14 protein-coding genes are annotated in these 14,035 nt (G+C 44.7%); 2 read left to right on the forward strand and 12 right to left on the reverse strand.

The genetic code is table 11. The annotated features are described in order from the left end of the window. Positions 1–2: 2 nt before the first annotated feature. From MKZ16_RS18695 to MKZ16_RS18730, 8 genes are all read right to left on the reverse strand, one after another. On the reverse strand, positions 3–1,913 hold the full coding sequence (locus tag MKZ16_RS18695; RefSeq protein ID WP_076106244.1) for a nucleoside-diphosphate sugar epimerase/dehydratase: 1,911 nt from the start codon (positions 1,911–1,913) through the stop codon (positions 3–5). Positions 1,914–1,979: 66 nt separating this feature from the next. Next, entirely contained in the window at positions 1,980–3,290 is a 1,311-nt protein-coding gene (locus MKZ16_RS18700; protein ID WP_081393451.1) for a glycosyltransferase family 4 protein, read from the reverse strand. Further along, the gene (locus tag MKZ16_RS18705) at positions 3,238–4,464 is read right to left on the reverse strand and encodes an O-antigen ligase family protein (protein WP_076106246.1); all 1,227 of its coding nucleotides are present in this window, start codon (positions 4,462–4,464) and stop codon (positions 3,238–3,240) included. The genes MKZ16_RS18700 and MKZ16_RS18705 overlap by 53 nt, the downstream gene beginning before the upstream one ends. A 75-nt stretch (positions 4,465–4,539) precedes the next feature. After that, a complete protein-coding gene (locus MKZ16_RS18710; RefSeq protein WP_076106248.1) occupies positions 4,540–5,775 on the reverse strand; it encodes an oligosaccharide flippase family protein in 1,236 nt (411 codons plus the stop codon). Between the two features lie 5 nt (positions 5,776–5,780). Further along, entirely contained in the window at positions 5,781–6,488 is a 708-nt protein-coding gene (locus MKZ16_RS18715; RefSeq protein ID WP_076106250.1) for a CpsD/CapB family tyrosine-protein kinase, read from the reverse strand. After that, entirely contained in the window at positions 6,436–7,194 is a 759-nt protein-coding gene (locus tag MKZ16_RS18720; RefSeq protein WP_038571777.1) for a Wzz/FepE/Etk N-terminal domain-containing protein, read from the reverse strand. The genes MKZ16_RS18715 and MKZ16_RS18720 overlap by 53 nt, the downstream gene beginning before the upstream one ends. A gap of 250 nt (positions 7,195–7,444) precedes the next feature. Continuing rightward, positions 7,445–8,407 (reverse strand): permease prefix domain 1-containing protein, encoded by a 963-nt coding sequence (locus MKZ16_RS18725; RefSeq protein ID WP_076106252.1) that lies wholly within the window; start codon positions 8,405–8,407, stop codon positions 7,445–7,447. Positions 8,408–8,413: 6 nt separating this feature from the next. Further along, the gene (locus MKZ16_RS18730; RefSeq protein WP_036688249.1) at positions 8,414–8,740 is read right to left on the reverse strand and encodes a PadR family transcriptional regulator; all 327 of its coding nucleotides are present in this window, start codon (positions 8,738–8,740) and stop codon (positions 8,414–8,416) included. Between the two features lie 855 nt (positions 8,741–9,595). On the opposite strand from MKZ16_RS18730, the gene MKZ16_RS18735 reads away from it, so the two are divergent. Beyond that, positions 9,596–9,838: a hypothetical protein gene (locus MKZ16_RS18735; protein WP_076106254.1), complete on the forward strand. Its 243-nt coding sequence runs from the start codon at positions 9,596–9,598 to the stop codon at positions 9,836–9,838. 132 nt (positions 9,839–9,970) lie between these two features. On the opposite strand, the gene MKZ16_RS18740 is transcribed toward MKZ16_RS18735, so the two are convergent. Next, positions 9,971–10,756, reverse strand: coding sequence for an SDR family oxidoreductase (locus MKZ16_RS18740; RefSeq protein WP_076106256.1), 786 nt, complete (start codon positions 10,754–10,756; stop codon positions 9,971–9,973). A 199-nt stretch (positions 10,757–10,955) separates the two neighbouring features. Here MKZ16_RS18740 and MKZ16_RS18745 point away from each other — a divergent pair, with 199 nt between their 5' ends. Continuing rightward, a complete protein-coding gene (locus tag MKZ16_RS18745) occupies positions 10,956–11,609 on the forward strand; it encodes a TetR/AcrR family transcriptional regulator (protein WP_036688255.1) in 654 nt (217 codons plus the stop codon). Between the two features lie 133 nt (positions 11,610–11,742). On the opposite strand, the gene MKZ16_RS18750 is transcribed toward MKZ16_RS18745, so the two are convergent. From MKZ16_RS18750 to MKZ16_RS18760, 3 genes are all read right to left on the reverse strand, one after another. Further along, positions 11,743–12,558 (reverse strand): ABC transporter permease, encoded by an 816-nt coding sequence (locus MKZ16_RS18750; protein ID WP_076106440.1) that lies wholly within the window; start codon positions 12,556–12,558, stop codon positions 11,743–11,745. Positions 12,559–12,560: 2 nt separating this feature from the next. Then, positions 12,561–13,592: an ATP-binding cassette domain-containing protein gene (locus MKZ16_RS18755; RefSeq protein WP_076106258.1), complete on the reverse strand. Its 1,032-nt coding sequence runs from the start codon at positions 13,590–13,592 to the stop codon at positions 12,561–12,563. A gap of 109 nt (positions 13,593–13,701) precedes the next feature. After that, the gene (locus tag MKZ16_RS18760; protein WP_076106261.1) at positions 13,702–14,034 is read right to left on the reverse strand and encodes a metalloregulator ArsR/SmtB family transcription factor; all 333 of its coding nucleotides are present in this window, start codon (positions 14,032–14,034) and stop codon (positions 13,702–13,704) included. Position 14,035 lies beyond the last annotated feature (1 nt).

Here is a 14,035-nt window from a genome sequence, read left to right on the forward strand (position 1 = left end):
GGTCAGATTCCCGCATGAACTTCGGATTTAATGCGTTCAAGATCATGTGTGCCCACCTGCGTTTCTTCCTGAAAACCCGAATAGCTTGGAATTAGCTGCTTTAGCAGTTTTTTGATCTGATGACTGCTTGGCATCAGTTCATACCGTTTGCACAAGTTCTCCAGAACCCCCAACACCAAATTCAGTTCAGATCTGGAGACACTTTGCGGGCGGCTAATCATAATACGGTAGTTGTTAGTGACCAATAACCCTTCTTCTTCAGTCAAAAGCTCCTCAAACAATTTTTCTCCAGGACGAATGCCAGTGACCACAATGGGAATATCTTTGTCAGGCTCGAGACCCGACAAGCGGATTAAATCCCTCGCTAGATCGTATATACGAACTGGCTTACCCATATCCAGCACAAACACTTCTCCCCCTTGTGCCAGCACACTTGCTTGAATAACCAACTGTACCGCTTCGGGTATCGTCATGAAGTAACGCACCATATCCATATGTGTAACCGTCACCGGGCCGCCGTTTTCGATTTGTCTTTTGAATAACGGAATGACACTTCCCCTACTGCCCAGCACATTACCAAAACGTACAGCAGCAAAAACCGTCTTGCTTAAGGAATTCTGATCATTAATGATCATTTCCGCGGCTCGTTTCGTGGCACCCATAACACTGGTAGGATTAACCGCCTTATCCGATGAGATGAGGATGAACCGTTTAGCGCCATATTTAGCACTCGCTTCCGCTACATTCCTTGTGCCGATCACATTATTTTTAACTGCCTCTACTGGATTCACCTCCATAAGAGGAACATGCTTGTGAGCAGCGGCATGATACACAATGGAGGGGCGGAATTTTTGAAAAACGTTATCAATCCGCGATACATCCTGAATGTCCGCTATAATGGGATGAATGATCTGATCGGGATATAACTGCCGCAATTCTTGTTCAATAAGATAAATGCTATTTTCTCCATGCCCCAAAAGCAGCATTTCCTTCGGACGGTACGCAGCCAATTGCCGGCATAACTCCGAACCAATTGAACCGCCTGCACCGGTGATGAGAATACACTCGCTTCCCAAATTCTCACGAATCTCTTCCGTATTAATTTCTATTGGGCTTCTCCCCAGCAAATCATTTACGGATACTTCACGGATCATGTTAATGGCCATTTTCCCGTCCAAAATATCGGTCATACTGGGCATTAACTTGATCTGAGCTTTGGTAGATTTGCAGATTTCGATGATCTCCAGTAATTCCTTTTGTGGAGCCGTAGGCAAAGCGATGATAATGAACGAAATATCCAGCTGCTCGACTGCCTGGGGAATGAAGTTACGGTTACCGACAATCGGTAACCCCATAAGCTCCAGCTTGCGCTTTGAGATATCATCATCTATGAAGGCGACTGGGTTCATGAATTTAAATCTTGAATGCTTGATATCTTTGGTAACGAGGATGCCTGCTTTCCCTGCCCCTACGATTAGCAGATTGCCTTCGGATGAACCCTTTGCCCCCGCTGTTTCAAATCTATCGTTGATGAGACGGTTTACTAAACGTAAGCCGGCAATGCCGAGAAATACGTATCCCGCTGCAAAATAAATCGAAATCGGCAATCGATAAGAAGGGACGAATACATGCGTAGATACATTGACAGCGACCACTCCACAGAGTGTTAAAGCACTCACTTTTAGCAGCTGCAATAACTCACCTATACCGGTGTATCGCCAGATATTGTTATACACCTTGAATCCAAATGAGAACGTTGCGTACACCATAATGTGAATGAGTATCGCCCACGGAAGCATCCACATGTACTGCTCAGGGATTTGAAAATCAAACCGAAGTAAAAACACAAGCCACACTGAAGCCGCTATAATTCCCGCATCCAACATGACTAAACGTACGATCCGCATTTTCATCACTTCTTTCTCCCTAATTAACTAATTATTCGTTTATTCGTATGTTGTCTTATATGCGAGAATGAATTATCTATCTGCTGTCAGACCCGGTTGTAATTCAGACGGAAATGGCTTTATCCCTGGTTCATTCAGCGCTTCTATATAAATCGAGTCCATTTCACAAAGCACCGCAGGCAATCCATAGCGAATAATCCTGTCCTTATTCGCTTTCCCCATTGCTGCGGTCAAAGCTGCGTCCGCTCGCAGTTGAACCAGTGCTTTTGCCGTAGCAGCAATATCATCTACTGGAACCAACATGCCCGTTGACTCATGCTCAATCAAATCGCGAATGCCCCGAATATGTGTGCCGATCACGGGTTTACCTGCTGCCATCGCCTCCATAATCGCCCGGGGTAACCCCTCGCGATAGGACACGAGTGCCGCAACATCACACGCTTGTAGCAAATCCGGTATATCTCTTCGAAACCCCAGAAAATGCACCTGATCCCTAACCCCTAACCGAGTAGCAAGTTCTACAAGAGTTTGCTCGAAAGGACCTTTACCTGCGAATGCTAGATGAATATCGCTTGCTTGATCACCCAAATGATGTAGTGCTTGGATCAACTGTTTTTGGTTCTTGTTAGCATTTAACTCAGCGACGCAGAGAACAACGAATGAAGGATTATCATTGTATCTCTTAGGTAAATCAAATAGCTGGCGACGACTTTCCCCCTTCATTTTTGCAACTTCATTATCCCTCTCACCGCTACCGTATACCTGAAGATCAAGCCCGACTCCACTCACATAAGTTACTTTTTTTCGGACAGGGAATTTTTGAGCGCGCTCATAATCTTCACTATTGATAGTGATCAGCACATCCGTCCAACGGGCCATCAAATACTCCAACGGATAATAAAGCATCCAGTTCAGAAGAGGAGCACCTTTAAAAAAATGAAAACCATGAGCTGTATACAATAGGCTGGGGACACCTGTTCTATGGGCTGCAATCCGTCCGAGAATCGAAGCCACTGGTGTATGTACATGGACGAACTGAAATTTTTCCGCTTGGAAGCTTTTAGTTAAGATCCGCAGAGCCGTCCAATTCTTCAACTGTAAAGGACTTCGTTGTATAGGTACGTCGTGACATACAATTCCCCGCTGTTCCATGCGCTGTCTGGCTTCGCCCGGCTGAGCGTAAGCATGGACTTCACACCCTTTTTGCTGCAATAACGCCATGTAAGGTAAATGAAAACTCTCGAAATGCCCATATATGGAGGCTACAAAAGCAACCTTTGCTTGTAAGCCGCCCTCAGCTGGGATACTCCCGATGTCCTTACTTGAGCTTTTATTGAGGTTGCTCTGCTCGTTGTCGAAGCTTGCGCCCAGCTGACCTTTCAACGTGTTGGGTTCGATAGGGCATCTCTCCTTTCAGGTTTTTGTCTGTTAACCGGATGCAAGCTCCGTTCATCGCCATCATGAACCACCAATACCGCTGGAATAACGCCTCAATGCCCATCGATAACCCAATCATCGCCGCATGGGACAGCAGCAATGCCATAATAATCGGTCTATGAATCGGATCTGCTGCACGATAAGAACGGATACCCACAATGAAGAACCAAATCATAAATCCGCCATATACAATCAAGCCCAATAAGCCGAATTCAGTCAAAAACCATATAGGGGTGTTGTGGATAATAATGCGCAGTTCGTAATTATAGGAACCAAGCCCAATGCCTAATAACGGACTTTGTGCGATCCAATCCACCGCTTTGTCAATGATGTCAAGACGCGACTGGATCTGGGAAGGTCTGCTGGACATAGACTCCAGCACATTTAGATAAGCGGTGCCTTTATACAGCAGCAGAGCTATAAAAGCCACCCCAAACCCCATACCGATCTTGATCAGTCTGGACGGTTTGGTAATCAGAAGTGTAAGTAATACTAGGAACAGACCAATCCAAGACGAGCGCGAGAAGGTCATTATAATGCCCCCGGCTAAGCTTATCGTCGCTAGTACGCTGACCCATCCCCGCAGCAGCTTTATCTTCTCCCCACTCGTCATGATATGAATGGCAAAAGCCGTCACCAGCAATCCCCCGTATGCATTGGGATCAATTAACATGCCGGACAACCGCCCGTCTTGCACCATGAACGGAACCTTTACTCCGCTGAAAAAAGCGAATAGGGCAACACCATTTAAGAGCAGCACACTGATCAGGAAAAATCGGAGCATTTTATATAACCGTTCCCAGCTATCAGCTGCTTGCACAAGCATGATGTAGGTCAACAAAAGGAGAATAAATCCAATATCTTTTTGCAGCAGGGCGTATTGAGTAATGAAGCCGTTGCGCCAAATGGATACAAAGGAAGCTAAAACAAAAATGAACAGCATGCCCCAATGCCATGAACTGAATATCCTCCGGTCCAATTTGAGATGGAATCCAGCGGCAAATAAACCTAACATTAAGAAGAGATCCGACGGGGCGATACGGAAGGCTCCCCCAAAATCAATCTGCGCCGGAAGGCATATGATGTACCCCATGACCGCAAACAGAAATAAATTGTGCATGGTGTAGGGCTTCCCTACAACAGATACAGATGTCATACAAGTCCCTACTTTCCTACTTTCCTATAAAACAAGAACTTATGCTGCCGCTTCCGACTGTTCCCGATTTCTTGCCTTTCCGATGACACGATACAGCACAACTACACTGCCAATCATCTGTACAAATAACGACGAACTAGCTCCCATCGCAGCACCTACTACCCCGTAATGAGGTACGAAGATCAGACAACACAAGCCATTAGTGAATGCTGTGCACAAAAACAATGGAATCTGGGCTTTGTACCTTCCGGTAGCCGTTATGGCGTACCACAGGTAGGATGAAATAAATACCAGCATGGTGGACGCCAGCAGCCAATGAAACAACCCTAACTCTCCTGCCACGTCTGAACTGAATAATACGGTTAACAGCTTGTGGCCAAACAACCACCCTATCAAACAAGCGACCGCACTAAACCCCAAACCCATCGCTATCATTCGGCTGAGTAAAGTGACAAACTCCTTGTGTCTCCCGCCTGCGTGCCACCTGGCAAGACGTGGTGTTATGGCTTCACCAAGTGCGGTGACGACAACATTGCAGGCAACAATCATATATGAGAGTGAAGCATAAATACCTAAGTCATGCTCCCCTTTAAAATAGGAAATCGCATATAATGGGATATTCGTATTTAACGACATCAACGCCAATACCACGCCTAGCGGTGAACTGACGATCAGTAAACTCCATAGGCTTCTTTTGTTGAAGAGTGGCCTGAGAGAAGTGTATATTCTCGCTTTACGAGCATCATATCCAATCGTTATCGCTAACCATCCGATTATCATGACTAACAAGGCAAGAACAAGGCTCTGTGTAGGGATAAATACGAGGATGAAGATTAGAATGGAGAATAACCCTTTTGCCATTCTGGAGATTGAGATTTGATCTAATCTCTCCTCCTTTTGAACGATGCCTAATAAAATATCACTGATTGATTCAACGATTCTATACAGACCGATGAAGAAAATAACCAATACTGTATTCCAATCCAAACCACTTATTATGCAAAAACCTGCGGTAATCGTAAACGCAAGGGCAGTTGTTATCAGCCGTAAGCCCAGAAAGTCTCCAAAACTGTATTTCCCCGATGAATCAACGATTAATACGGAACGAAGATGTAGATGCGACAGCATAAAGATCGGAGCAGTAACTGCAAGCCCTAGCGAATATTGCCCCACGATTGCCGATGACCCGAATTTATTCAGCAGGATCACAATCACAAACTGAGCACCAGCGTAAGTGATATTCCCGAGCAAATAACGAAGAGAAGCAAATGACATAGACGTCAGACCATTCCAGAAGAAGAGGCCCACTCGGCAAAATCTTCACCACGAATCTTGGAACGCCTGCTCTTTTTCCGATAATTCAATACGGCTCCCAGCAAATGTGCTCCCTGCTGCTCTAGCAAGTGCTTGGCAGAACTCGTGTGCTTTAAGAGCACTTTTCCGGATTTCACAACTAGCAATACCCCCTCAGTCATCGTTGCCAAAATAAGGGCATCCGAAAATGGCATTAATACAGAGGATGAGTCGATAACAATCGTATCAAAACGCACGCTCAGCTCTGCAAACAATCGCTTCATTCCTTCAGAGCCTAGTAATTCAGCGGGATTTGGTGAAATCGGACCAGAGGTCAATACAGACAAACCTTCTGCTTCCTCAATAGAAATAATGCAATCCTCTAAGCGGGTATGATCCACTAAGATACTGCTAAGCCCGATCCAATTAGGCAGATCAAATGCCTTATCCACCGTTGGCGTACGTAGATCCCCATCAATGAGTAGAACTGTCTTACCAGCTTCTGCCATGGCAATCGCCAGGTTTATGGCTACCGTTGATTTCCCTTCATCCGGAAGCGAGCTTGTGACTAATAAAGAGCGGATCTCTCCACCAACGCGGGTATAACGAATATTGGAGCGTATGCTTCGGAATTGATCTCCGCTAGATGACTTCGGTTGTTCCAGGCAATATAATTTTGGCGTTTTCTTCTTCATAACTGGTGGCTCCTTCTGCTGATTTGGTTTTCGCTTTATTCCGCCGTTTGCGTGGCTTTAATTTGCCCACGGTTCCCAGAAGCGGAAGCTGCAAATCAAGCTGAATATCTTTGGCACTTCTCACGGGTTTCTCCATCAATTCCCGGAGGATAGAGATTGCGATCCCGGTAATCAGCGACAATCCGAAGGCAACAGCCATATTGAAGACGGGCTTAGGTGAGACAGGATCAGAAGGAACCTTGGCACGGTCGAGAAATACAACATTCTCCACTCCCATAATCGATTGAATATTCGCATTAAAGGCCTCTCCGAAGCCATTCGCGATATCTGTTGCCCGTTGAGCTTTTGAATCAGTCACAATTACCGTTGTTACGAGTGACTCGCTATTGGTTCTTGTCTTCACATTTTTGAGTAACTCTTCTGCTGTCATTTTTAGCTGCAGCTTTCTGACGACCTCTTCCGCTATCCTGCTGCTTCGAATGATCTCCCCGTAAGTAGTGACCAGCTTTTGTCCGGCCATAATGTCATTAATTGCTTTCTGCTGCCTGTCCCCTTGAATAAGTATAGAAGCTGTCGCTTCGTATTTCGGCTGTAAAACGTAATAGCTAACACTACCAGCGAGCCCGACTGCAGCGATACATAATACAATAATGAACAGCAGCCTACGTTTTACTAGTTTCAAAATGCTGCCCAGTTCGAATTCCATCGATCATTTCTCCTAACTAGTTAATGTATTGTCGCCTCTTTAACAAGATTATTGTTGTATATTCATATTCTCTTTCTCTCAACATATGTCCAAGTCCGTACTTAAAATTTAAATGTCAAAATATTAAAGAGCTCATTTAGCTCACCTGTTAAAATCCAACAAAAAAAGGTATTCTCCAGCCAAATCTACTGGTAGAATACCTTACATATAATCTATCTAGTTCAGGAATGTACAAGTGTAGTCAACACCATCAGGAGATATCTTTACGGTTCAGAACATGATTAACATTGCTTAACATGCCGGACAGGATACCCGCAATTGGGAATACTGCCCAATTGATGTCCCAGCGCCCATAGACAAAACCCGTGAACAGAAAAATCGCCGTCGCCAAAGGCCATAACACAGCCCCAACAACTCCAACAAATCGGTTCTCTTCCTGCTTCTCTGCAATGATATTCGGCTCCTCCAGCAACTTCGTATAAGTACCCTGGATATTCCCGTAATAGATGAACAGAAACACCGCTACAGCCGCAATAAACAGAAAAGCAGCGACTCCATAGGGAGCATAGTCATCGTTGACATAGCTAGTGGTGAAGATAAAAGCCGGCGACAGCACACATAGGCAGACTCCTGTAATCAAAGAAAGACGGTAAGTCGAAGCATAAAGACTTTGGCTCCGTTGTAGCGCCATCTTTAGAGCGTAAGGCAGCTGAAAACCTTGCTCCAGACTCTTAAAGCGATCCAGCTTCATTCCGCTGTGTATAAACATCCCGACCGCGATAGCGACCAGCACGAACATTCCGACCAGCCCCAGCATAGAACCTTTATCACTCATAACAGCCTTATTTTCAAATATTGTATCCAGGGTGATCAAAAACGCCACTCCGCATGCGCAGAGAAAAACGCCGATACCCGTCCATAATCCAGCGCTTCGTCTGGCCGCCGCATAAGCGTAAACCTCTTCTTCCGTCAGCACCGGAATAGCCTGTTCCGGCGCAACTGGATCGATGCCAAGCTCCGCTGTCAGCTCTTCAATATTGCCGAATTCCGATATGACGATACCAATCGCCTCATTCTCCGACTTGCCAGCAAGCTTCAGCTCTAGGTACTTCTCCTCCATCCCGGATAGCAGCTCTTGCTTCAGATGTTCCAGTTCCTGAGTCTTTGGCAGACCCGCAAACATATTATCCAGATATACTATGATCGTCTCCATGCTCTATCACCACTCCTTGATAAATTGGTTTACAACTTGCTGCGTAACCTTCCATTCCTCACATTTTTCTCGGTAATAGGCGAGACCCAACGAGGTAATCCGGTAATACGTACGCCGCTTGCCAAGACTCTCATCCAGATAAAAGGATTCTATATATCCGTTTTTCTCCAGTCGGGTGAAGGCAGAATATAACGTTGTCTCCTTCATGACATATTTCTCCTGCGTTAACTGCCTGATATTTTTGGAAATCTCGTACCCGTAAGATTCCCCGTCCAGCAGCATGTAGAGGATCATCGTATCATTGTAGCCGCGTATAACATCACTGCTGATCAAGAATATCCCCCCATGATTACTTCATCTGTCGTAGTAGTTGCAGTATAGCATAATTACTACGACAGATGAAGTAGTTAATGGAAAAATAGGCCAAAATAATTTGAGGACCGAACCTTCTTTGATTAAAATCAATTGCTTTCTGCGCATGACGTAGCTTCCAATACGGAGTTACGTGTACGAAGGTTCATGCCAGTAGTATTTGCGGGGACGGGGGTGTTTACTAGTAGGTTGTTTGCGAGGACGGGGGTGTTTACTAGTAGGCTATTTGCGTAGACTTAGATAATTACTAATAGGCTATTTGCGAGGGCGAGGGTGTTTACCTCCCCTTACTTTGGCGGACGAGGTACTATCGGACTCAGTTGACCTTATTCGTAGAACTTCCCCACTTTGCTGATCCTATCGGACCCCAATGCACCTATTGGCGCACAAATCACCATATTCGAGCCTACTTCTAGGGAATAGCTGCACTGGAGTCCGAAACTACGCTGGAACTGCGAAAAATATGCTAATAACGTTATTGGGGTCCGTTAGCCTTACTTGCCCAAATATCTATTGTAGCAACAAACCAACGCTGGTTTGTTTTCCTTTTTATTGAATCTTAATACATTAGTTAGTTAATTACCCTGGACGAGGTACTATCGGACTCAGTTGACCTTATTCGCAGAAATCCCCCACTTTTCTGATCCTATCGGACCTCAATGCACCTATTGGCGCACAAAACATCATATTTAGAACCCCTTCTAGGGAATAGCTGCACTGGAGTCCGAAACTACGCTGGAACTGCGAAAAACATACTAATAGCGTCATTGGGGTCCGTACCACAGTGGACGATTATGAGTCGGCGATGTGATTTAGATGTCGATTGGTAATTTTGTTGATGTTGTTGTTGTAGATGTTGATGATGTTGATGATGTTGATGATGTTGGTGATGTTGATGTTGATGGTGATGGTGATGGTGACGTTGATGTTGACGTTGATGGTGATGGTGATGGTGACGTTGATGTTGACGTTGACGTTGATGTTGATGTTGTTGATGTTAATGTTGGTGATGTTGATGATGTTAGTGATGTAGCTGTAAATTCAAGCGAGACTGAGTGAGTCAAAGTCAGCAAGTCAAAACACAAAACAGCGGTTCTCCCATATTGGGGAGAACCGCTGTTTTGTTGTTTTTTTATAATTAAAATAGTTAATCATTGCTAAGGAATACACCAGCTTGAATACGTTGATCTATTAATGTCGCGTACGGAGCATGCGTCCAACAAAATAAAGCATTTGTTTACGTGTGAAAAAACGTGACATTTGAGCTGAAATATAGTTTGTAAATCCTGGGACAGCAAACACTTTTTTTGCCTGAAGCGACCGAAGAGCCACTTGAACGACATTTTCTGGCGTGTCTCGTTTCCCTACCGAAGCTTCATCGGCTCCTACAACATTAAAAAATTCTGTTTCCGTAGACCCCGGACATAACGCAAGAAATTGTACGCCCCGTTTCCGATTTTCCTCCCATAGCGCTTGTGTAAATGATAATACAAAAGCTTTTGTCGCTCCATATACAGCCATATTAGGAAGAGGTTGAAATGCTGCTGTTGATGCAACGTTTATAATCACTCCGCTTTTTCTTTTTAACATCTCTGGCAAAAACAAATGGGTCAGATCTACAACCGCCAATACATTTAGCATCACTTCTTCATGTTGTCTCGAACCAGATAGTTGTTCAAAAAGCCCATGCGTAGCAAAACCTGCATTATTAATAAGAATATCAACGTTCAAGCCACGTTCTACACATTGTTGATAGAGCCTGTCAGGGGAACCTTCTTGAGATAAATCAGCAACTAGAACCTCCGCTTGAATTTGAAATTCTCGTTGTAATTTTTCCGCTAAAGCAATCAATTTATCTTCAGAACGGGCGACTAAAATTAAGTGACTTCCTTTGGCTGCAAGTTCTCGAGCAAACGCTTCACCTATACCCGAAGAAGCTCCGGTAATCAACGTCCATTTATTTTGAATTGTAATCATTGCTATCATCTCTCCCTTTAATGACCATCTAGAAACACTGTTTCAATAAGAATCATTGTATCCAAGTGAGGTTGCGTTGTCAAATAAAGTTCTACACATTTAATTATTGGCTATTTCTCTTCTACATCAGTAAAATAAGGTTTAGAAATAACGGCTATCTAAAAAAAGCTAAAGTAAAGTTCTAAGGAAGTGAAACTACATGCAAAAATCGTCCGAAATATCTTCTATAGATGCTCAATCTGTTACAACCTACCCAAAAGCAAAACAACAGCATGCGGAAACATTAAGACTGAACATTATCGAAGCCGCTGCGGCCATCATGCATGAATCCGGACCCGAAGGTGTAACTATTCGCAAGGTTGCTGAAAAAATGGAATGTCCCACAAAGATCATTTATAACTTGTTTGGAAACAAGGAAGGTTTAGCGAAGGAGCTTTTTTTGCAAGGGTGTAAATTATTAGCTGCTGCCTTTCAAGCGGTTCCAAAACAAGATAATCTAAATTTATATCTTCGCGAGCTTGGACAAGCTTATTGGGATTTCTCACGGAATCATACCAGCTATTATATGGTTATGTTCGGAGGGGCCTTTAGTGAATTCAAACCGGAGGAGGAAAGCTTACATGCTATCTTTACGGCACTACAACAAGTGATAGCCCTTATTACAGAAGCGATCGAACAAGGGTTTATTAATGAGAAAGACCCTCTCCTTGTTGTTAACCTGGTATGGGCGTCATTGCATGGCGTCATTCATCTGCATTTGGGTGGACATATTCAAAATGAGGAAACGGCTAAAATATTGTATGATAGATCGGTCTCCAATTTAATTCATACCTTCTTTAAAAAAGATAAGTAATTCTAAAAAGCCTCTTTGCAAGTCCCTCCTCAACAAATTTAAGCCGTAATCTTGGGATATCCTTTGATCACGGCTTTTTCAACATAATAAAAAACACAAAAAAACGGCATTTCTGCCGTTTCTTCATCTCTAATTATGTCCGGCGCATATATGCACGCACAGTAATAGGTGCAAAAACCGCAACAATCACAGCGGCTCCGATAAGTGAAATAGCGAAATCCCAGCCTACGGTTCCAGAGTTAGCAAGCTGCCGGACAGCTGACACAAGATGCGAGATTGGATTGACTTTGACAAACCATTGCAGCCAGTTAGGCATCGTATCTACAGGCACGAAGGCGTTGGATAGAAACGTAAGTGGGAACAGCACAATCATTGATATCCCTTGTACGCTGGAAGCGGTTCGGGCAATCACACCAAAGAAAGCGAAAATCCAGCTAATCGACCAGGAGCAGACAATAACCAAAAGCGCAGCAATTGCGACATGCTCCAGACCGCCATCAGGTCGGTAACCCATAATATAGCCCATGACAAAAGTAAGCACAGTTGCGATCGTATATCGAATTGTATCTGCCAACAAAGCTCCGGCTAATGGGGCTATTCGGGCAATCGGCAATGACTTAAAGCGGTCAAACACCCCTTTATCCATGTCTTCCCGCAGTTGGACACCAGTGACGATGGAGGTCGTGATTACAGTCTGCACTAGAATACCAGGAATAATAACGGGCAAATAGCTCACTACATCTCCTGATATGGCTCCACCAAAAATATAAGTAAACATTAGTGTGAAAATAATTGGCTGCAGCGTTACGTCGAACAATTGCTCGGGTGTGCGACGGATTTTCAATATCCCGCGATAAGCCATCGTTAACGAGTTACGAACAGATTGTTTGAAGCTCGTATGGTTTTTCAATTGTCGGGTCGCACCTGGACTAATAGTAGATGTTCTCATACTCATGCTCTTGCTGCCTCCTTATTAATTGATTCTTGTGACGCTTGGGACGGCTCATCCGTAACTCCATGGCCAGTGATCGTCAAAAACACTTCATCAAGCGTCGGTTTCTGCACACTCATCTCCGCAAGTGGAATCCCCGCTTCGCGGAGTGCAATAAGCAAATCAGTGACTAAATCAGCGTTCGCCATCGGTGCAGTAATTTTCCCAGCCTCATTCGGCACAATAGACTGGATATGCAGCACATGTTCCACAATCCGGCGCGCTTGAGCGATATCTTTAAGATTTTGGACTTTTAAGTGCAGCGAGGTGGTGCCCACTGAAGCTTTTAGCTCATCCACGGTGCCTTCTGCAACGACATGGCCATGATCAATAACTGCAATGCGATCTGCCAGCTGATCGGCTTCTTCAAGATACTGTGTAGTTAACAGCACTGTTGATCCTGTGTTCACCAACCGACGAATGGTATCCCACATTTGCGAACGTGTCCGTGGGTCCAGGCCTGTTGTTGGTTCATCCAAAAAGATAAGCGGAGGCTGGGCAATCAGACTCGCTGCAAGATCCAGACGTCGGCGCATACCGCCAGAGAAATTTCGAAGTGGCCGTTTCGCCGCCTCCGTCAGACCAAACTCTTCTAACAACTCCGTTGCCTTTTGCCGCGCCTCTGCCCGCCCTAACCCTAAAAGACGTGAAAAGATAATCAGATTCTCTGTAGCACTAAGTGACTCATCCACAGAAGCATATTGTCCCGTAACCCCTATCAATTGCCGAACAATCTGCGACTCCTTTACCACATCATGCCCGAAGATTCGCGCCGACCCCGCATCCGGCCGAAGTAACGTAGCCAGCATCCGAATTACCGTCGTCTTTCCAGCCCCATTGGGACCAAGAACACCGTAAATTGTGCCTGCCTTAACGTTTAGATTTACTTCATCAACTGCGCGATTGTCACCAAACGTTTTGACGAGCCCACGCGCTTCGACGGCCCAATCTCCAGGGTTGGGCTCAATTATTTTTTTGCGTTCATTTACCATTACAATTCCTCCAACGTTTTAGTTTGTATTGTGATGGTAACTCCCTTTTATAAACTGAATTTAAACAACACAAAAAACCGGAGAGCGCGATCTCACGCCTCCCGGTTTATTACTTCTCCTCTGAGTCAGCCTCAACATATTCTTTAAGCGCAAACAATTTATTAGCCCAATAACCTTCAAAAAAGACAAGCCAATCTTGCAGCTCCAGCAAAGGTTCTGGCTGAAGCTTATACCGGGTCTCCCGTCCGACTTTCTGACTGCTAACAAGCTGCGCATCGGACAATACCTGTAAATGCTTATTAACAGCGGTTCGGCTGATCGGGTAGCAATCCGTAATAGATGCTATAGACATTTCCTTATTAGCGAGCAGCTTTAGCAGACTGCGGCGGGTAGGATCTGCTATCGCCTGAAATACATCATGTCCTGCTTCAGCAACCAGCATA

It is taken from the genome of Paenibacillus sp. FSL R5-0928 (assembly GCF_037970385.1).
In the GTDB taxonomy this organism is placed as follows: Bacteria; Bacillota; Bacilli; order Paenibacillales; family Paenibacillaceae; genus Paenibacillus_AQ; species Paenibacillus_AQ odorifer.